A 19,911-nucleotide genomic window follows, 5' to 3' on the forward strand; every position below is an offset into this window, starting at 1 on the left:
CGGGCAACCACGACCTTCCGGGCGCGTCGCCCCCGGCCGGATCAGACCTCGACAACAACCGGAATGATCATCGGGCGACGTCGGTACGTGTCGCTGACCCAACGCCCGACGGTGCGGCGCACCAGCTGTTGGAGCACACCGACATCGACCGTTCCCGACCGCATCGCTTCCGCCAACGCGTCTGTGACCAGCCCGCGAACCTGCTCGAAGGCTTCACGAGTGTCGGAAAAGCCCCGAGCCGACAGCTCCGGGCCACCCACGACCTTCCCGGACGCCGCGTCGACCACGACCATGATCGTGATAAACCCCTCTTCGCCCAGGATGCGGCGGTCTTTCAGGCTTGGCTCACCAACGTCGCCAACCGCGAGCCCGTCAACGTAGACATAGCCACACGGAACCACGCCGGTGATGTTCGCCTGCCCGTCAACAAGATCAACAACCATGCCGTCATCAGCCAGCACCACCCTGTCCGCGGGTACTCCGGTGGCCTCCGCGAGCGCACCGTGTGCCCGCAGATGCCGCCATTCGCCGTGCACCGGCATCATGTTGGACGGCCGGGTCGCGTTGAGGACGTAGAGCAGCTCACCGGCGGGAGCGTGGCCGGAGGTGTGCACCTTCGCCACCCCCTTGTGGACGACCTTGGCACCCCAGCGGGCCAAACCATTGATCACCCGGTAGACCGCGTTCTCGTTGCCGGGGATCAGGCTGGACGCGAGCACCACTGTGTCGCCAGCCTGGATCTGGATGGCGTGGTCGCGGTTGGCCATCCGGGACAGAGCCGACAACGGCTCGCCCTGCGACCCGGTCGAGATCAGACAGATGTTGCGGTCCGGCAACGCACCGACGTCCCGCAGATCGATCACAAGACCGGCCGGCACTCGCAGCAGCCCGAGATCACGAGCTACCCCCATGTTACGAACCATCGACCGCCCGACAAAGCACACCGAGCGGCCATGGGCCTCCGCCGCGTCGAGAACCTGCTGGACCCGGTGCACGTGGCTGGCAAAGCAGGCGACGATGATCCGCTTCTTGGCATCCCGGAACACACCGTCGAGCACCGGCGCAATCTCCCGCTCGGAGGTCACGAAGCCCGGCACCTCGGCGTTGGTGGAGTCGGACAGGAGCAGGTCAACGCCTTCCCGGCCAAGCCGCGCGAAACCACCGAGATCGGTCAGCCGGCCGTCAAGGGGCAGCTGGTCCATCTTGAAGTCGCCGGTGTGCAGCACCAGGCCGGCCGGCGTGCGGATGGCGACCGCCAACGCGTCCGGAATGGAGTGGTTGACCGCGAAGAACTCACAGGTGAACGGGCCGAAGCCGCGGACCTGCTCCTCCCGGACCTCGATCATGGTCGGGCTGATGCGGTGCTCGGCGAGCTTGGCCGCGGTCAGCGCAAGGGTGAGCCGGGAACCCACCAGCGGAATGTCGCCGCGTTCACGCAGCAGGTAGGGCACGGCACCGATGTGATCCTCATGGGCGTGGGTGAGGACAACCGCGTCAATCGCGTCGAGCCTGTCCCGGATGGCGGTGAAGTCAGGCAGGATCAGATCCACACCAGGCTGGTCCGTCTCGGGGAACAGGACCCCACAGTCGACGACGAGCAGCCGGCCATCGAACTCGAACACGGTCATATTGCGGCCGATTTCGCCCAGCCCCCCGAGCGCGACGATGCGCAGACCGTCAGCGGGCAGCGGCGGCGGTGTTCCCAGCCCGGGATGGGGATGGCTCACGCGGACCCCACCGTCGCGTTCACGTCCACGCAAAGGTCAACCCCGGCCGCGGCGAGGTCGACGCGCAATCGCTCGCGTTCGTCGTCGGTCGCGTCCACCAGGGGCAGGCGGACACCTCCGGCGGGCAGTCCAGCCATGTTGAGAGCAGCCTTCGTCATGATCACACCTTGGTTCCTGAATAGGCCCTCGTACGCCGGAAGCAGACCCATGTGCAAAGAACGAGCACGGACAGCGTCACCTGCGTCGAAAGCGTTGATCATCGCGTGGATCCGGCTGGCGGCGACATGCCCGACGACACTCACCACCCCGACGGCACCCACCGACAACAACGGGAGGGTGAGCATCTCCGTCCCGGAGTAGTACGCAAGACCCGTACGGGCAAGGACCCACGACGACGCCTCAAGATCGTCCTTAGCGTCCTTGACCGCCACGATCCGCGGATGCTCGGCGAGCCGTACCAGCGTATCCGTTGCCACCGATACACCGGTACGGCCAGGTATGTCGTAAATCATCACAGGCAGCCCGGTAGTGTCCGCGACAGCCCGGAAATGCGCATACAGCCCGCTCTGCGGAGGCTTGTTGTAGTAAGGGCTCACCACCAGCAGCCCGTGCGCACCGGCTTTCTCCGCCGTACTGGCCAGCTCCACCGTGTGCCGGGTGTCATTGGTGCCCACCCCGGCGATTACCGCGGCACGGGCACCAACTGCCGCGACCACCGCCCGCAACAACTCTTTCTTTTCCCAGTCAGATGTGGTAGGCGCTTCCCCGGTGGTGCCATTGACGACGAGAGCGTCATTGCCGGCGTCCACCAGATGGTTCGCGAGCACGGCGGCACCATCAAGATCAAGCTTGCCACCCGCGGTGAACGGAGTAATCATTGCGGTGATCATGCGGCCGAAGGGCGCTCGGGGCAACACTGACATGTCGGTCACCTTAGGGCGTGTTTCGAAAGTCATCTGTCCGGCTCGCTACGTCCAAGCGGCCCTTGGCCGCGTTCTCGGCCGTACCGGTACGACTCATCCGGTATCGGTACGGCCCGCGGCCCTGCCAGCAACCACCTGGACGCGACTCCCTGGCCGAACGATGACTTCTGAAACACGCCGTAGAGCGACCGGCAACAGGGGACGCGGGGCCGCGGAGCTGGAGCACGCGCCTCACCGCATCGCTGTCCATCCATCGCCGCGCGACGCACGGGCACCCCGGCTCGTCGGTCGCCACCCACCACCTCCGGTGGCTCCCTCCGCCGCCTTCCGATGCACGCACCCCAACCCCACTCCTTGATCCACACCCCTGTTGCCGGACGCTCGTAGTGCCCTGTCAGGCAACGTCCGTCTGAGGAACTTCGACGATAGGACTACGCCAAGTCGTCGGCATCCCGATGATGGCGGCGGCGCGATAATGACGGGCCAGCCGCTGGCAGGCCCTCGGGCGGGCGCAGCATGTTGCGATCTAGCCTGGTCCACAACTCGATCCGGCCGAGCCGGACAAGGCCGCGCAGACCACCAGCACGCCAGGAGTCAACACCCACACCCTGACCGTAGTTCTTCGGCATGCCAACCATCCCGTCCTGGTGTCGACGATCAGTTTACCCTCTCGGCCGCTACGCGGTGGTGTGCCAGCCAAACGCGGCCCGCGCGCCAGCCGTGACCGCCAAGGCCACCAACAGGACGAGCAGCGCGAGCTTGAAAGGCTCGAGCACCCACGCCGCCAGACTGCTGCGCTCCCGGGTCAGCAGCAGAGAGGCCGCAAACGACGACGGTACCGCCACTACAGCCACCGCATTGGTATCCAGGCGGAAGGGCAGCACGGACAGCCCCACCGTGAGGATCATCAAAATCAGGATTGCCAGGTTCACCCTCGAGACGTCGCGCGAGACGCTGAGCCCCACAAGCAGCTTCGCGCGCGCCGGACGGCGTGCGTCGGTGGTGTAGTACGCGTACACCTCACGGTTCCGCTGAAGGTCTTCTACGAACATACGTTCGACAGGCTGATTGTACAAGTCAATCACGGCCGAATGACGGATCTCAATGCTCGTGTCATCGGTCCCCACGCTGACGTGGTAGCTTCCCGGACCGCCCGGATCAAGATCTACCAATGCGACCGGGTTGACAAGCCAGTTCCATAATGATTGATCACCACCGCGCAACGGGCTCCACCGGTCCAGGAGCGTCCGCCGCTCCTCCTGCATCTTGATCAGAGCGGGCCGATACGGATCAAGCGTCACCGCCGCAAGCGCCTCCCAGCGCCGGCCGTACTCGGCAACCGTCGACAGCACCGGGACGGCCGCGGCGCCGGCGGCGCGCAACACGTGGATCCAGGCGACGAAATCGTGCAGGTACGACTCGATGCCGGCCACGTCGATGTCGCCGGGCACACGAAGATCACGACGTAGCTCCCCCGCGGCCAGCAGCAGATTGTCAGCGCTGCTCAGCAGATCGGGCGGTTCAGCCAACGCCTCGCACAAGATGACCTCGGCGGCCTCGACGATGGCGGCCCACGACCGCACCGTCGCCTCCGAGACGCCCAGCTCCGCCTCCTTGTTGAGATACTCGCATACCGCCCGCGTGCTGAGTGACACTCCGCGTCTGGGCACAAGTCCTGGATGGTTACCGCTGAATCGGCCCGGCCGGAACCGGGAGATCGCGTCGATGACGAAACGCGACGATTCCGACGGCGGATGACCAATACGCTCCGCCAGCCGGTAAATGAGATTACCCTGAGTCGTTATACTTGCCGGATAGGGCATCAGGTGGGCGTCCGAACCGCCCGGCCCGAGCAGATTGAACGCGACCAGCGCCCGTTTCGGCATCGTCGAGATCGGCAGCAACAGCGAAACCTCGTCAGGTAACCGGCCGCCGGTACGGGTGAGCAAGCCGCGCGGACCGGCGACAGCGGTCAGCAGCGGGTCCAGCGGACCCCAGTTGACCGACCGCTGCAGCAGACAGCGGTTCGCGCTCAGGACGGTGAACTGATCCACCACCCGGCGCCGGAGACCCGCGTACTCCACGGGCGGGGCCAGCAGGGTCGCGGTGATCTCGTCGATATCAGCGAGATCAATAAAAGTCGCGGTCTCACGATCGTCACGGCGGGTCCACTGTCGCCAACGCCCAGCATTGCCCTGGCCAGGGTTACCCGGTCCGGCGGGCGGCGATGTAGCCACGGCGAGTGACAATACCCGAACCGCTCAGACCGGCATGAAAGTGCCGGTCATCGTTGTGTTTCGTCAACGTCGCCGCATGGCGAGGCACTCGCGGACGCCGCGAGCGATCTCCAGGTCCTCGCGTGCCTCGACGACCAGTGTCCGGACTCGCGAACCCGTAGCGGTGATGTCGGCCTCGGCCGTGCCGGAAGCAGGCTCGGTGCCACGGTCTGCGCCCCAGGCGGTGCCCCAGGCGGTGCCGTCGTGGCCAGCGCCGGTGTGGGCCGCGTTGCGCTCGGGGTCAACAGCCACGCCGAGAAAACCGAGCCCCGCCACTGCGCCGGCACGCACCACCGCGGAACGCTCCCCCACCCCGCCGGTGAACAGCAGCGTGTCGAGCCCGCCGAGAGCCGCGGCCATCCCCGCGATCTGCGCGCGCAGGCGGTGCAGGTAGACCGCGAGAGCCAGCGAGGCGTCGGGGTCACCGGCAGCGGCGCGGTCGACGACCGTACGCATGTCCCCGGTGCCGGCAAGCGCGGACAGACCCGACCGATGGAACAGGGCGTCGGTCAGGTCATCCACGGACATGCCGGCCGATGTCTGCAGCCACAGCAGCAGGCCCGGGTCGACGGCGCCGGAACGAGTGGACATCACCAGACCGTCCAGCGGGGTAAACCCCATGGTCGTGTCGACGCAGGCACCATCGCGCACCGCGGCCAGCGACGCTCCCGATCCCAGGTGACAGGTGACCACCCGGCTGCCCCGGGCCAGCACCGCGGCCCGCTGGGACGCATAGGCGTGGGACAAGCCGTGGAAACCGTAGCGACGCACACCGAGCTGCTCGCGCCAGTACGCCGGCACCGCGTAGGTAGCCGCGGCCGGCGGCATCCGAGCGTGGAACGCGGTATCGAAGCAGGCGACCTGAACGACGTCCGGCAGTGCCGATCGCACCATGGCGAGCGTGGCCAGAGCCGCCGGCTGGTGCAGTGGTGCCAGTACGGTCAGCGCGCGCAGCTCCTCCGCCACCGGGTCGGTGACGACGACCGGATCGACGAACGCCGTGCCGCCGTGCACGATCCGGTGCCCGACCGCGCCGGGTACGCCGGACGCGCCGAGACGGGCCAGGCCACCGATGGCGGCGCGGACCCCGGCCGGCTCCGGCTGGCCCGCCCGCACGTCGAGATCAACCGATGCCAGCACGCTGTCATCAGGCCCGAGCAGCCGAAGCTTCAGGCTGGACGACCCCGCGTTGACCACCAGGATGTTCAGGAACTCCCCAGGGGCATGGTCATGCATCATCCTCCCCCGCGAGCGAGCTGACGGCGATCTCCGTTCCATCATCCAGGCTGGTCACCTGGAAGTCACCGAAAACATTCGGGGCGACCCGCTGAAGCTCACGCAGCGCGGCAATGGCCAGCGCCCGGATTTCGACGTCGGCCGCCTCGCTCGCCCGCATGGCGATGAAGTGCCGCCACGCCCGGTAGTTCCCGGTCACCACGATCCGGGTCTCGGCGGCGTTGGGCAGGACGCTGCGAGCGGCCTGTCTGGCCTGCTTGCGCCGGGACGTCGGTACCGCCACGTCGGCGAAGTGCTTCTCCAGCCCGCTGAGGAGCCTTTCGTAGGCGTCCAGGGCGGTGGCGGTGGCCTCCGTGAACAGCTCGTGCAACCGGGGATCGTCGGCGATGACGCCGGGCTCGACCACCGCGGCACCGCGCGCTGGAACATAACGCTGGGACAGCTGGCTGTAGGAGAAGTGCCGGTGCCGGACCAGCTCGTGGGTGAGGCTGCGGGAAACCCCGGTGACGTACATGGTCACCGTGGCGTGCTCCAGCACGGACAGATGTCCGACATCGAGGATGTGCCGCAGATAGCCAGCGTTCGTGGCAGTGGCCGGATTCGGCTTCGACCAGCTCTGGTAGCAGGCTCGGCCGGCGAACTCCGCCAAGGCCTGGCCACCGTCCGTATCGGTGGTCCAGTGGACGTCGGCCGGTGGGGTGAACTGCGTCTCGGCGATAACCTGCACGCGCATGCCCCTACGGTAACCCGGCGTCTTCCGCCCGAAAGAGGGAGCATCGGCACCGACCCGTGCTCTCGGTGACAGCAACGCACCGAACGGCCGGCGAGGCGGGCCGACCGTGGTAGACCAGGATGGACGGTCATCCCCCAGTCGATCGTCCCTGGCGGTCGGGGGTCTTCCGCCCCCCGTCAACCCCCGGCCGCCCATAGGCACACGGACAACGGCAAGGCCTCGCACGCGCTGGCCGGTCAGCTCTCCCGGCGGCGCAGCCTCGCCACCGCGTCGCGTTCCCGGGCGACGTCGGCCTGGCTCAGCGCCGCGTTGGTCTCCACCCGCACAGTGAGGCGACGGTCGGCCAAGCCTTCGTGCAACGCGGTCATCTCCAGAATACCGTCGAAGCCCATCCGGAAAATAATCTCGATGGGCGTGCCGGCCGGGAAACCCGGCGGAATCCCGGTGATATCCGCCTGCGCGATAATCTTCATATCCTCGACGCGGGCCGGCTCGGCACCGCCGCGCTGTTCCACCAGTTGCAGAGTGATAACATCCTGATCGTCGCGGACAGTACCGAAACCACGCCGGACCATCACGGGAAGCCGGTCATTGCGATGGACGAGGAACACCGCTGAACGTTCACCGAAACGGTCGAGCACGAGCACTCCGAAACCGCGGGATACGACGTTGACCACCTGGACCTCGACGGTGCGGCGAACCCGTTCGGCGGTGAGCCCGAAAGCCGCCGCGAGACGTCTGCAGGCGGCGGCCAGGTCCGCGGGCGCGGCGGTGTCCGATGTCGCGCCGTCAGTGAGCTGCCCCCGCGACACCAGGTCCGCGAGGACCAGCCGCTCGATGGCCTTCTTCTCCCCATAGAGAGCCGCGCCCTTGGCCACCGCGAGGTCAGGGTCACCCAGCTCGACCGGCACGCCGAGCTCCGCCCTGAGCCTGCGGGCCACCGCTGGCATCCAGGCGGAGCCCCCCGCCAGCAGCACCCGGTCGAGGCGGGTGACGCCGCGAGCCCTGGCCGCGGTCAGCACCGAGCGGGTAATAATCATAGTCCGCTCCAGCAGCCCGGCCGTCAGCCGTTCGAGATCATCCCGGGACACCACCGTCTTCAATACGCGGCCGTCGTGTTCGACCCCGACCGTCGTCTCCATCCGGTCGGTCAGGTCGCGTTTGGCCTGTTCAGCGGCCAGCAGCAGCGCCTGGGCCGCCACGGCGTCGGCCAGCGGGTCCGTGGCGTCCGGATGCGCGTCAAGGAACTGTCTGGCCAGGTAGCGGGCGAGCTGCTCGTCCCACTCGGAGCCGCCGAGCCGCTGGTCGCCGTCAATGGCAACCACCGAGATCCGACGGTCGGCAAGCTCGACGACGGTCGCGTCGAACGTCGCGCCGCCGAGGTCGTAGACGAGCGCCACCTCCTCCTGCGCCGTTGTGCCGGCGAAGGTCGCCGCCGCGTCGAAACGGGCGAAACCGTAGGCCAGCGCTGCCGCGATCGGTTCGTTGATGACGTCAACGACCGACAGGCCCGCGTACTGCCCAGCGAGCACGGTGGCCCGGCGTTCCTCGTCGCCGAAGTACGCCGGCACGGCGATGACCGCGGCGTGGACCTGCTCTCCACCGGCAAAAGCCGCCTCGCTGACGAGCGCCCGCAGGACAAGGCCGCTCACCGCGGACGCGGACCACGCCCGCCCGGACGTCACAAACCGCCAGTCGTGATCGCCCATTCGGCCTTTGACCAGCGCACAGACGTCATCGGCGCGGGCGCGGGCAAGGCGGCGGGCCGGTTCACCAGTGACGTAGTCGTCCGGTCCGACGAAGAGCACGACGCTTGGCATCGCGGTCACACCGCCGGAGAGCGCAATCACCTCAGGATCGCCTGAAGCGTTCATCCGGGCGACGCAGCTGTAGGTGGCACCAAGATCAATTCCGTAGACGACGGCCGCGCTCATCCCCGAAACGTATCGAGATCACACAGTGGACTGGATGCGTTCCAGCGCGATTGCGTGGCGCATCGCACGGCGTCCCCGACGGGTGTCGCCGGCATCGCCGTAGGCGACCGCGAGTCGATACCAGGCCTGCCAGTCCCGTGGCCGCGCCTCGACATCGGCACGGCGGCGGTTGAAGACCTCGTCGGCCGCGGTCCGGTCGATCCGGCCAGACGGACGCCGCGGCAACGGTGCCGGTGGGCCATCCGGCCAATGATCATCAAGCAGATGGCGTCCCAACCGCCCAGCCGCCCGCCCGAACTGCAGTTCCCGGACAACGACGGCCACCCCGACGACAGGCAGCAGCAGCACGCCGACGCCGAGCCCACGGGCGATCCAGCCGCTCTGGGTGAGCAACTGAACGCCTCGCCATCCGATCAGCCCAAGGTAGAAGACAACCGCCACGAGCAGAACACCGACAGTTACCCGGGCTTTCACAGTTCGAGCAGGGCCGCCAAGCCCACAGTCAGGCCGGGACGCCCTGGAGTCCGGCGCACGCCGAGCAGCACACCTGGCATGAACGAGGTCCGATCGAATGAGTCATGACGCAGGGTCAAGGTCTCCGCGACACCACCGAGCAGCACTTCCTGATGGGCGACAAGACCGGAAAGCCGAACGCTGTGCACGGGAATCCCGCTGACCCGGGTGCCGCGGGCGCCATCACGTGCCGACTCCGTGGCATCGGGGGCCGGGCTGGCCCCGGCCCGCGCCCGCGCCCGCGCGACCAGCTCCGCCGTGTGGACGGCTGTCCCGCTGGGGGCATCCAGTTTGCCGGGATGGTGCATTTCGATGATCTCCACCGACTCGAAGAACCTGGCCGCCTGGGTCGCGAAATGCATCATCAGCACGGCACCGACACCGAAGTTCGGGGCCACCAACACACCGAGGCCCGGCCTGTCCACGAGCCAGCCGCGCACCGTGTCCAACCGGTCGTTGGAAAAACCCGATGTGCCCACAACCACATGCAGGCCCGCGTCAATGCACCAACGCAGGTTCTCCATGACGGTGTCCGGCCGGGTGAAATCGACGACGACATCGGCATCGCGCAGGCTGGCGAAGTCGTCCCCACGATCTACCGCCGCCACCAGCGTGAGGTCATCAGCGGCCTCCACAGCGGCGCGAACCGTCGCGCCCATCCGGCCCCGGGCACCGAGAACACCAACCCGGAGCGGGTCGGCCGCCGGGCTACCGGCCGCCGCGGATACCGCGGTCACCGTGCGATCACGGACGTAAAATCATGGTCATCAAAGGGGCCGATCACGCCGAGAGCGAGTGGCCGGGCAAGCAGGTCGGCGGCGACGCCCCGGACGTCTTCGCGGGTCACCGCGTTCACCCGGGCAAGCACCTCGTCCACGGACAGGAGCTCACCGTGCATGAGCTCGCTCTTGCCGATCCTGCTCATCCGCGAGCCGGTGTCCTCCATGCCCAGCACCAACGAGCCTCGGCTCTGGCCCTTGGCCCGGACAAGTTCGTCGTCGGTGATTCCCGACGCCGCGATCAGCTCCAGTTGCTCGCGGCAAAGCGCGAGAACCTCGTCCGCCCGCCGTGGCGCGCACCCCGCATAGACGCCGAACAGCCCCGCGTCGGCAAAGTGGGACGCAAACGAGTAGACGGAGTAGGCAAGGCCACGCTTTTCGCGGACCTCCTGGAAGAGCCGGGAGCTCATTCCCCCGCCGAGCGCCGAGGACATGATCCCCATGGCGAACCGGCGGGGGTCCCGGCGGGACATCCCCACGGTCCCGAGGACGACATGCGCCTGCTCGGTAGGACGCTGACTGACCACGACACCGCGGGCATCGGGGTAGGCATAGGAGCCCCCGCGCACCGGGGCGGGAAGGTCTGGGCCACCCAGGCGGTCGGCGAAGGCCGCCGCGACCAGCGCGAGCGTACGCTCATGGTCGATGTTGCCAGCGATCGCGATCACCGTGTTGGACGGAGTGTACCGGGACCGGTAGTAGTCGGCGATGGTGTCGCGGCCCAGGCCCTCGATGGAGTCGATCGTGCCCAGCACCGGACGCCCGAGATCGGTGTCACCCAACACAGCCGCGGTGAAGACGTCATGGACGACGTCGCTCGGGTCATCGTCGTGCATGGCGATCTCCTCGAGGATCACGCCACGCTCCGCGGCCACGTCGTCAGCGGTTATCAGTGAGTTGCAGACCATGTCGCAGACCACGTCAACCGCGTCCGCGAGATCACCGTCGAGCACCCGTGCGTAATAGCACGTGTACTCCTTGGTCGTGAAAGCGTTCAGCTCGCCGCCGACTGCCTCGATCGCGGAACTGATTGTCAGCGCGTCCCGGGACGGCGTGCCCTTGAACAGCAGGTGCTCCAGGTAGTGAGAACAACCGGCCGTCAACGGATTCTCGTCCCGGGAGCCCACGCCGACCCAGATCCCGATGGCTACCGACCGGACCGCGGGCACCTTCTCGGTCAGCACCCGCAGCCCGCCCGGTAGCACGGCTCGCCGGACGGTGCCGGACAGCAGCTCCTCGCGAAGCGTGCCGGCCGGCACCAAACCCGCGCTGGTCGTACCCGTCTCTGTCACCGGAGGCGGTCAGGACCCGGCCGGGACGCTGTCCGCGTCCTCGACCACGGGAGAAAGGCTGATCTTGCCACGGCTGTCGATTTCAGTGATCTCAACCTGGAGCTTCTGGCCGACCTGAACCACCTCTTCCACCTTCTCCACCCGCTTTCCACCGGAAAGCTGCTTGAGCTTGCTGACATGGAGCAGCCCGTCCTTGCCCGGAGTGAGGGAGACGAACGCACCGAACGTCGTGATCTTTACGATGGTGCCGAGGTAACGCTCCCCGACCTCCGGCATCTGCGGGTTGGCAATCGCGTTGATCGCCGAACGGGCGCTCTCCGCCGACAGGCCGTCCTGCGCACCGATGTAGATCGTGCCGTCGTCCTCGACCGTGATCTCGGCGCCGCTGTCAGTCTGAATCTGATTGATCATCTTGCCCTTCGGGCCGATGATCTCACCAATCTTGTCCACCGGGATCTTGACGGAAATCACCCGGGGAGCGTGCGTGGACATCTCGTCCGGGCCGTCGATCGCTTCGGCCATGACATCGAGGATCGCCAGCCGCGCGGCCTTGGCCTGGCCCAGCGCGTCGGCAAGGACCGACGCGGGAATGCCGTCCAGCTTGGTGTCGAGCTGGAGCGCGGTGACGAACTCCCGCGTACCCGCGACCTTGAAGTCCATGTCACCGTAGGCGTCTTCGGCGCCGAGGATGTCGGTGAGCGTAACGAAGTCGTCACCTTCATGGATCAGGCCCATGGCGATCCCAGCGACGGAGGCCTTGAGCGGAACACCAGCGTTCAGTAACGACAGCGTGCTTGCGCAGACCGAGCCCATACTCGTCGACCCGTTGGAGCCCAGCGCCTCGGAAACCTGCCGGATGGCATAGGGGAACTCGTCCCGGCTCGGCAGCACCGGCAGCAGTGCCCGCTCGGCCAGCGCGCCATGGCCGATCTCGCGCCGCTTCGGCGAACCGACACGGCCGGTCTCCCCGGTGGAATAGGGCGGGAAGTTGTAGTTGTGCATGTAACGCTTTGTGCGGTCGGGGTTGAGGGTGTCGACCGTCTGCTCCATCCGCAGCATGGCCAGCGTGGTCACGCCGAGGATCTGGGTCTCGCCACGCTCGAACAAGGCTGATCCGTGGACGCGGGGAATGAAGTCGACCTCCGCCGACAGCTCGCGGATCTCGGTGACCCCACGCCCGTCGATACGGACGCCGTCAGCGATGATGCGCTGACGTACCAGCTTCTTCGTCAGCGCCCGATAGGCTGCGGCGATCTCCTTTTCGCGGCCCTCGAACTGGCCCATGACCTTCTCCGCGGCCAGTGAGCGGACCCGCTCCAGCTCCGTTTCCCGCTCCTGCTTGCCGGCGATGCGCAGAGCCGCGGCAAGCTCGTCACCGACCGCGATCGACAACGCCTCAAGGACGTCGTCGTGATAGTCGACGAACAACGGGAACTGACGGGCTGGCTTGGCCGCACGCTCGGCCAGCTCGCGCTGGGCCCGGCACAGCTCGCGGATGGCGGGCTTCGCCGCCTCCAGCCCCGCGGCCACCACGTCCTCGGTCGGTGCTGGCGCACCCGCGGCCAGCAGCGGAACCGTGTCCGGCGTGGCCTCCGCCTCGACCATCATGATCGCGACATCGGAGCCGTCCTCGAGCACGCGACCGGCCACCACCATGTCGAAGGTTGCCCGCTCCAGCTCGGCATGGGTCGGGAAGGCGATCCAGTTTCCGTCCACAAAACCGACCCGGGTGGCGCCGACGGGGCCGGAGAAGGGCAGCCCGGCGAGCGTGGTCGACGCGCTGGCCGCATTGATTGCGACCACGTCGTAGAGCGTGTCCGGGTCGAGGGCAAGAACCGTTGCCACGACCTGGATCTCGTTACGCAGCCCCTTGACGAACGACGGCCGCAGTGGCCGGTCGATCAGACGGCAGGTGAGGATAGCGTCCTCGCTCGGCCGTCCCTCCCGCCGGAAGAACGAACCGGGAATACGCCCGGCCGCGTACATCCGTTCCTCGACATCCACGGTCAGCGGGAAGAAATCAAGCTGCTCCTTGGGCTGCTTGCTGACCGTCGTCGCCGACAGCACCATGGTGTCGCCGAGATAGGCGACCGCGGCCCCAGCCGCCTGCCGGGCCAGCCGGCCCGTCTCGAACCGGATCGTCCGGGTCCCAGCCGCTCCGTTGTCGATAACCGCCTCAGTCGCGGTTGTCTGGTCCTCCACTCGAACCATTCCTCCTCTCCATCGGCCGGGTCCGCCTTGCCGAGGAGGCCGGCGCTCAGTAGAAGCCCCCGGGGGTTCGCCACACGGCGCGCCCGGACACCACCACCGAGGACCGGCGGCTCGCGCCGTCACGGACCCGGTCACACAGTGGAGGCGACATTCGCCTCCACATCCAGCTCCTACCGCCGCAGCCCGAGCCGTTCGATCAACGACCGGTAGCGGTGGATGTCGGTCTTGGCGAGATAGTTCAGCAACCGTCGCCTCCGGCCGACCAGCAGCAACAGCCCACGCCGGCTGTGGTGGTCGTGCTTGTGCACCTTCAGATGTTCCGTCAGGTCGCTGATCCGCCGGGTGAGCATCGCCACCTGTACCTCGGGCGAGCCGGTGTCACGCTCGACCGTGGCGTAATCGGACAAGATCTTCTGCTTGACGTCGCTCGGGAGCGGCACGCGAAACCTCTTCCTGTCTACGGGTGGATGCGCGCCCGGGGTCTGCCCCACCCAGGCTGACGGACACACCACACTCGTCTGGTGCCGAAGCTTACCAACCCCGCGAGCACCGCCCGCCCGGCTGAGATGCCGCCGACAAGGAGGTGATCTTACGGGTGGCAAGAACGTCCGCCGCTATCTGAGCAACCAGGTCGGTCACGGAGTCGAAGCGCAGCGTCGGACGCAACCGCTCGGCGAACTCGAAGGCAAGGTGGGCATCGTAGATGTCGTCGTCGAAATCAAGGAGATATGCCTCAACCCGCCGCTCGGTCCCATCGAAAGTCGGGTTGCTACCAATGGAGATCGCCGCGGGATAACGCTTGCCCGGCCACACCGCGTGTCCCGCGTAGACACCGTCAGCGGGAATCGCCGCATAGGCGGTTGTCGCGAGGTTGGCAGTCGGATATCCGATAGTGCGTCCACGCGCGTCACCGTGCACCACGATCCCCTCCACTCGGTGGTCCCGGCCGAGCGCGCGGGCCGCAGTGGCTACGTCGCCTTCGGCGATACAGGCCCGAATATGCGTGGAGGAGAGCACGTGGTCGTCCTCTCGCAGGAGCCGGACGCCCTCCACCGCGAAACCGTCAGCCGCACCGTCACGGCGCAGGGTCTCCAGATTTCCGGCGGCCCGGTGCCCATAGGTGAAGTTCTCCCCCACCACCACGGCACTCGGCCGCAACCGCCGCAGGAGCATGTCGTGAACGAACTCCTCCGGTGGCACCCGGCTGAACTCCGGTGTGAACGGCTGGACGCACAACGCGTCGACCCCCAGCCGCCCCAGCAGTTCCGCCTTGAAATCCGCGGTGGTCAACAACGGCGGATGGCTGCCCGGCCGGATAACCTCGGCCGGATGCGGGTCGAACGTGAGCACGGCCGCAGGCTGTCCGGCCCGGTGAGCCCGTTCCACCGCACGGCTGACGATCTGCTGATGACCGCGGTGGACACCGTCGAAGAACCCGATTGTCACAACGCCGCCGGGCCAGTCATCCGGCGTGTCTCGCACCCCGCGCCACCGCTGCACATCTGAAGCCTATCGGTGCCGTTTGCGGCTCAGGCACCGGCGAAGACCACCAGTGACCGGCAGCCGTCCGCAGCGTCGTGCGCAAGAGCGAGAACCTCGCCAGCCGGGCCGAAAACGCCGTACGTGCCAGGCAGCCCGTAAGGGGAAAGACGGCGGCCGTGAGATATCGCACGAGCGTCATCGGCATCCACCCGCCGGCAGGGAAACAGCGCGGCGACGGCATCCGGCAACGGGCGCAGTGCGCCGGCACCCTCCTCGGCCAAGGCCTCCAGAGTAAGCGCCCGCGTGAGATCGAACGGTCCCACCCGCACCCTGCGCAGGGCACATAGGTGGGCACCGCAGCCCAGCGCCGCGCCGAGATCGCGGGCGAGCGCGCGCACGTAGGTGCCGCTGGAACACCCGACAGCCACATCAAGATCACGACCGGTGCGGGCAAGCAGCTCGAACCGGCTCACCGTGACCCGCCGCGCCGCCAGGACGACCTGCTCACCCGCGCGTACCCGGGCATAAGCCCGTACCCCGTCCACCTTGACGGCGCTGACCGCGGACGGCACCTGGTCAATCGTGCCGGTGAGAGCCGCCATGGCCGCGGCGAGCTCCACCGCGTCGACCGCGACCTCACCCACCGCGACAACCTCGCCCTGCGCGTCATCGGTGGTGGTCGACTCACCGAGCCGGATGGTCGCGGTGTAGGCCTTGTCGGTCAGGGCGAGATGACCGAGCAATCGAGTCGCCCGGCCCACCCCGAGCACCAGCACACCGGTCGCCATCGGATCAAGCGTGCCGGCGTGTCCCACCCGCCGGGTGCGCAGGGCCCGCCGGGCTCGGGCCACCACATCGTGCGAGGTCAGCCCCATCGGCTTGTCCAGCACGGCCAGACCGTCCACCCCGGCGGCGGTCGCGCCAGCCATCAGCCCGGCAGTCTGGGCGCGCGGACCAGCGCGGCACGCAGGGCCTGCATGGTCTGCTCCAGCGCTTCGGTGGAGCTCAGCCCGGCCGCGAAACGGTGACCGCCGCCGCCGAGCTGGGTGCACACCGCGCCGACGTCGATGCCGCCCTTCGAACGCACCGAGACCTTCCAGGTGTCGGTGGCGTCCTGCTTGCAGACGACCGCCACCTCGGCTTCGGCGGTGGTCCGCACGATGTCGATCACACCCTCGATCTCGTCCAGCGTGAGACCCGCGCCGGTGAGGTCCGCGTACGCGCACCACGTCCACACCAGGTCGTGCTCAGGCTCCAGACTGGCCCGGCCGAGCAGCTCACCCAGTAGCCGCAGGTAGTTGAAGCGGTGCGTGTCCCAGACCGTACGAGTGATCAGATCATGCCGGATCCCGGTGCCCAGCAACCGCGCGGCCAGCCGATGGACATCCGGTGTGGTCACGCCGTACCGGAACGAACCGGTATCGGTGACCAAGCCCGTGTAGATCGCGACAGCCAGGTCATGATCGAGGTCGATCCCGAGGGCGTCAATGACCCCGGTGACCATCACGCTGGTGGAGGCGGCGTCGGGGTCGATCAGATTGATGTCCCCGAACCGTGTGTTCGAGGCGTGATGGTCGATCACAACCGTTCGCCGTGCCCTGGTCGCAACCCGGCCCAGCGCACCGAGCCTGGGCAGGCTTCCCGCGTCCAGCGTCACCACCAGGTCGGGCGTCGCCGGGACCAGGGAGGGCGGGACAAGAAGATCCTGGCCAGGCAGAAAGCTCAACGAGCGGGGCACAACGAACGGGTCGCTGTCGAACGAGACCGACGCCCTGGCCCCGAGAGTGTGCAGCGCGAGCCCCAGGGCGATCGCCGAGCCCAGGCTGTCACCATCCGGGTCAACGTGCGCGACCAGCAGGATGCTCTCCCCGCTCTGGGCCGCGGAGCGAATCGCCTCGACCGCACGCTCCCGCTGCTCACCGAGCGCATCGCCGGACATGGGCCCCGCCCGGCCCGTCCCCTCGCCCGCTGGGGGAACCGGGAGCAGAGACAGGTCGGCGAGGCTCATCGCGTCGGTCATCGCGGCGTGTCCCCCATCATTTCCTCGTCGAGCTGATCGGAACCGAACCCGTCAGCACCGGACTCATCGGCGTCCACACGCGGCTTACGGTACGGGTCGGGCTCACCAGCCGGCCGGGCACCGTCTCGGACACCCGCCAGGCTCGCGTCCCGCTCCCGCGCGGTCAGAATCAGTTCCTCAAGATGGCGGGCATCATCCGGAAGTCGATCATGAACGAAGGTCAGGGCAGGAGTAACCTTGACGCCGGTCTGCCGGCCAACCTGACTACGCAGCAGGCCCTTGGCGGACTCCAGCGCCCGCGCCGAGCCCAGCCGGTCCGCGTCATCACCGTAAACCGTGTAGAAAACGGTGGCCTCGGTCAGGTCCGGGGTGACCCGGGCATCGGTCACCGTGACCATTCCCAAGCGCGGGTCCTTCACCTGACTTTCCAGCGCAGCCGCGACCACCTCACGGATACGCACCGCGAGCCGGCGGGCCCGAGCAGGATCAGCCATGGCTTCCTCCCGTCATTCCGACCGCGCCACCGATCGCGGTCCGTCCATATCCTCGTCGGAATCCTCGTCGGAGAGGTAGCGCATCCGCGCCGAGAGCAGTTCTATCTCCGGGCGCCGCGAGAGCAGGCGTTCACACGCCTGGACGACCTCGACGCAATGGGCTCGATCCGCAGCGACCACGGCGAGCCCTATCTGCGTCCGCCGGTGCAGATCAAGATGGCCGGTCTCCGCCGCACTCACCGCATATCTGCGGCGGAGCTCGGCCACCACCGGCCGGACTATCGACCGCTTCTCCTTGAGCGACCGAACGTCGCCAAGGAGAAGGTCGAAAACTCCCGTTCCGGTCCACATCGTGCGCGTCCTCAGGAGCGAGGAACCTCCCGCTGCTCGAAGGTCTCGATCACATCGTCAATCTTGATGTCGTTGAAGGAACCGAGCCCGATACCGCACTCGTAACCCTCGCGGACCTCGGTCGCGTCATCCTTGAAGCGCTTGAGCGACTCGACCGTGAGATTGTCCGCCACGACCACGCCGTCCCGAACGAGCCGGGCCTTGGAGTTGCGGCGGATGATCCCGGAACGTACCAGGCAACCGGCGACGTTGCCGATCCGGGGAACCCGGAACACCTCGCGCACCTCGGCGGTACCGAGCTGGACTTCCTCGTAGACCGGCTTGAGCATGCCCTTGAGGGCGTTCTCGATGTCCTCGATCGCCTGGTAGATGACCGAGTAGTAGCGGACGTCGACGCGCTCGCGCTCGGCCAGTTCGCGCGCCTTGCCCTCAGCCCGGACGTTGAACCCGAGGATGACCGCGTCGGACGCGCTCGCCAGGTTGACGTCATTCTCAGTGATGGCGCCGACACCACGACCGATGATCCGCAACGAGACCTCGTCACCGACATCGATCTTGAGCAGGGAATCCTCCACGGTCTCGACCGAACCGGAGACGTCACCCTTGAGAATGAGGTTGAGCTGGGTCTTCTCACCCTCCTTCATCCGCTCCAGGATCGTCTCCAGGGTCGGGCGGCCGCGGCTCATCGCCAGTTCGGCGTTTCGCTCGCGTGCCTGGCGCCGCTCGGCGATCTGGCGGGCGACCCGGTCCTCCGGGACGACCAGGAAGTTATCGCCGGCGTCGGGGACGCTGGTGAACCCCAGGACCTGCACCGGCCGGGCCGGGCCGGCCTCGTGCACCGGGTCACCGTGTTCGTCGAGCATCGCCCGGACGCGCCCGAAGGCGTCGCCGGCAACCACCGAGTCCCCGACCCGCAGCGTCCCCCGCTGGACGAGCACGGTCGCAACCGGGCCGCGGCCTCGGTCCAGCCGGCCTTCGATCGCGACGCCCTGGGCCTCGGTACCGGTCGGGGCACGCAGGTCGAGGGCGGCGTCCGCGGTCAGGATGACCGCCTCGAGCAAACCGTCGATGTTGGTGCGGTTACGGGCGGACACGTCGACGAACATGGCGTCACCGCCGTACTCCTCGGCGACCAGGCCGTATTCGGTGAGCTGCCCGCGGACCTTGAGGGGGTCGGCGCCTTCCTTGTCAATCTTGTTGACGGCGACGACGATCGGGACGTTGGCCGCCTGGGCGTGATTGAGTGCCTCGATCGTCTGCGGCTTGACACCGTCATCCGCGGCGACGACCAACACGACGATGTCGGTCACCTGCGCACCTCGGGCACGCATGGCGGTGAACGCCTCGTGACCCGGGGTGTCGATAAAGGTGATCTTCCGCTCGTCCCCATCGACCTTCGCCCGGACCTGGTAGGCCCCGATGTGCTGGGTGATGCCGCCGGCCTCACCGGCAACCACGTCTGTCGACCGGATCGCGTCGAGCAACTTCGTCTTGCCATGGTCGACGTGGCCCATGACGGTGACAACCGGTGGACGCGCGGACAGCTCGATCTGATCGCCGTATTCGCCGCCGAAGGAGAGATCGAAGCTCTCCAGCAGCTCCTTGTCCTCGTCCTCGGGACTGACGATCTGTACGTCATAGCCGAGAGTGACGCCGAGCAGCTGCAGGGTCTCGTCCGTGCACGACTGCGTCGCGGTCACCATCTCACCGAGCTGGGTGAACACAACCTGGACGAGCGCGCCCTGATTGGCATCGATCTTGTCGGCGAAATCGGCAAGGGACGCGCCCCGAGGCAGTCGAATGGCCTGCCCGTTGCCGCGCGGAACCATGGCCCCCATGCGGGGAGCCTCCAGCCCGCTCTCCCACTCCTGCCGCTTCGCGCGCTTGGACTTGCGCTGCCGGCCAGGACGACCACGGCCGCCCGGGCCGAAGGCACCGGC

The 19,911-nt window shown here is 67.6% G+C and carries 18 protein-coding genes; all 18 read right to left on the bottom strand.

The genetic code is table 11. The features are described 5' to 3' along the window. Positions 1-41 precede the first annotated feature (41 nt). Positions 42-1,727: a ribonuclease J gene (locus tag MJ785_RS02895; RefSeq protein ID WP_239309932.1), complete on the bottom strand. Its 1,686-nt coding sequence runs from the start codon at positions 1,725-1,727 to the stop codon at positions 42-44. Further along, on the bottom strand, positions 1,724-2,650 hold the full coding sequence (gene dapA, locus MJ785_RS02900; protein WP_239309933.1) for a 4-hydroxy-tetrahydrodipicolinate synthase: 927 nt from the start codon (positions 2,648-2,650) through the stop codon (positions 1,724-1,726). The genes MJ785_RS02895 and dapA overlap by 4 nt, the downstream gene beginning before the upstream one ends. A gap of 431 nt (positions 2,651-3,081) precedes the next feature. Next, positions 3,082-3,279: a hypothetical protein gene (locus tag MJ785_RS02905; RefSeq protein WP_239309934.1), complete on the bottom strand. Its 198-nt coding sequence runs from the start codon at positions 3,277-3,279 to the stop codon at positions 3,082-3,084. A 48-nt stretch (positions 3,280-3,327) separates the two neighbouring features. Beyond that, complete coding sequence (locus tag MJ785_RS02910; protein ID WP_239309935.1) at positions 3,328-4,887, bottom strand: hypothetical protein; 1,560 nt, start codon at positions 4,885-4,887, stop codon at positions 3,328-3,330. 63 nt (positions 4,888-4,950) lie between these two features. Beyond that, complete coding sequence (locus MJ785_RS02915; protein ID WP_239309936.1) at positions 4,951-6,165, bottom strand: acetate/propionate family kinase; 1,215 nt, start codon at positions 6,163-6,165, stop codon at positions 4,951-4,953. Next, the gene (gene thyX, locus MJ785_RS02920) at positions 6,155-6,895 is read right to left on the bottom strand and encodes an FAD-dependent thymidylate synthase (protein WP_239309937.1); all 741 of its coding nucleotides are present in this window, start codon (positions 6,893-6,895) and stop codon (positions 6,155-6,157) included. Before thyX ends, MJ785_RS02915 begins: the two co-directional genes overlap by 11 nt. A 236-nt stretch (positions 6,896-7,131) precedes the next feature. Next, positions 7,132-8,829, bottom strand: coding sequence for an Hsp70 family protein (locus MJ785_RS02925; protein WP_239309938.1), 1,698 nt, complete (start codon positions 8,827-8,829; stop codon positions 7,132-7,134). A gap of 18 nt (positions 8,830-8,847) precedes the next feature. Then, positions 8,848-9,303 carry a hypothetical protein gene (locus MJ785_RS02930; RefSeq protein WP_239309939.1) on the bottom strand — a complete coding sequence of 152 codons (456 nt, stop codon included), beginning with the start codon at positions 9,301-9,303 and terminating at the stop codon, positions 8,848-8,850. Continuing rightward, positions 9,300-10,079: a 4-hydroxy-tetrahydrodipicolinate reductase gene (dapB, locus tag MJ785_RS02935; RefSeq protein ID WP_255724052.1), complete on the bottom strand. Its 780-nt coding sequence runs from the start codon at positions 10,077-10,079 to the stop codon at positions 9,300-9,302. Before dapB ends, MJ785_RS02930 begins: the two co-directional genes overlap by 4 nt. Then, entirely contained in the window at positions 10,076-11,413 is a 1,338-nt protein-coding gene (locus tag MJ785_RS02940) for a pitrilysin family protein (RefSeq protein WP_239309940.1), read from the bottom strand. The genes dapB and MJ785_RS02940 overlap by 4 nt, the downstream gene beginning before the upstream one ends. Positions 11,414-11,422: 9 nt before the next feature. Beyond that, a complete protein-coding gene (locus MJ785_RS02945) occupies positions 11,423-13,615 on the bottom strand; it encodes a polyribonucleotide nucleotidyltransferase (RefSeq protein WP_370651571.1) in 2,193 nt (730 codons plus the stop codon). Between the two features lie 179 nt (positions 13,616-13,794). Then, positions 13,795-14,064 carry a 30S ribosomal protein S15 gene (gene rpsO, locus MJ785_RS02950; protein ID WP_239309942.1) on the bottom strand — a complete coding sequence of 90 codons (270 nt, stop codon included), beginning with the start codon at positions 14,062-14,064 and terminating at the stop codon, positions 13,795-13,797. 91 nt (positions 14,065-14,155) lie between these two features. Next, the gene (locus MJ785_RS02955; RefSeq protein WP_239309943.1) at positions 14,156-15,124 is read right to left on the bottom strand and encodes a bifunctional riboflavin kinase/FAD synthetase; all 969 of its coding nucleotides are present in this window, start codon (positions 15,122-15,124) and stop codon (positions 14,156-14,158) included. Positions 15,125-15,153: 29 nt separating this feature from the next. After that, positions 15,154-16,035: a tRNA pseudouridine(55) synthase TruB gene (gene truB / locus MJ785_RS02960; protein ID WP_239309944.1), complete on the bottom strand. Its 882-nt coding sequence runs from the start codon at positions 16,033-16,035 to the stop codon at positions 15,154-15,156. After that, entirely contained in the window at positions 16,035-17,126 is a 1,092-nt protein-coding gene (locus MJ785_RS02965) for a bifunctional oligoribonuclease/PAP phosphatase NrnA (protein WP_239309945.1), read from the bottom strand. Before MJ785_RS02965 ends, truB begins: the two co-directional genes overlap by 1 nt. After that, entirely contained in the window at positions 17,123-17,620 is a 498-nt protein-coding gene (gene rbfA, locus MJ785_RS02970) for a 30S ribosome-binding factor RbfA (RefSeq protein ID WP_239309946.1), read from the bottom strand. The genes MJ785_RS02965 and rbfA overlap by 4 nt, the downstream gene beginning before the upstream one ends. 12 nt (positions 17,621-17,632) lie before the next feature. Further along, positions 17,633-17,971: a DUF503 domain-containing protein gene (locus tag MJ785_RS02975; RefSeq protein ID WP_239309947.1), complete on the bottom strand. Its 339-nt coding sequence runs from the start codon at positions 17,969-17,971 to the stop codon at positions 17,633-17,635. Between the two features lie 11 nt (positions 17,972-17,982). Next, positions 17,983-19,911 (bottom strand): translation initiation factor IF-2 (gene infB, locus MJ785_RS02980; RefSeq protein WP_239380005.1); only part of this gene is annotated, 1,929 nt, incomplete at its 5' end.

The sequence above is a fragment of the Protofrankia sp. CiT1 genome (assembly GCF_917627335.1).
In the GTDB taxonomy this organism is placed as follows: Bacteria; Actinomycetota; Actinomycetes; order Frankiales; family Frankiaceae; genus Protofrankia.

Excerpts from the sequence above, each read along its gene's own strand:
- thyX (WP_239309937.1), bottom strand. The coding sequence starts at position 6,895 with ATGCGCGTGCAGGTTATCGCCGAGACGCAGTTCACCCCACCGGCCGAC.
- rbfA (WP_239309946.1), bottom strand. The coding sequence starts at position 17,620 with ATGGCTGATCCTGCTCGGGCCCGCCGGCTCGCGGTGCGTATCCGTGAG.
- MJ785_RS02915 (WP_239309936.1), bottom strand. The coding sequence starts at position 6,165 with ATGATGCATGACCATGCCCCTGGGGAGTTCCTGAACATCCTGGTGGTC.
- dapA (WP_239309933.1), bottom strand. The coding sequence starts at position 2,650 with ATGTCAGTGTTGCCCCGAGCGCCCTTCGGCCGCATGATCACCGCAATG.
- MJ785_RS02965 (WP_239309945.1), bottom strand. The coding sequence starts at position 17,126 with ATGACCGACGCGATGAGCCTCGCCGACCTGTCTCTGCTCCCGGTTCCC.
- MJ785_RS02905 (WP_239309934.1), bottom strand. The coding sequence starts at position 3,279 with ATGCCGAAGAACTACGGTCAGGGTGTGGGTGTTGACTCCTGGCGTGCT.
- truB (WP_239309944.1), bottom strand. The coding sequence starts at position 16,035 with ATGGCTGGCGCGACCGCCGCCGGGGTGGACGGTCTGGCCGTGCTGGAC.
- MJ785_RS02975 (WP_239309947.1), bottom strand. The coding sequence starts at position 17,971 with ATGTGGACCGGAACGGGAGTTTTCGACCTTCTCCTTGGCGACGTTCGG.
- MJ785_RS02925 (WP_239309938.1), bottom strand. The coding sequence starts at position 8,829 with ATGAGCGCGGCCGTCGTCTACGGAATTGATCTTGGTGCCACCTACAGC.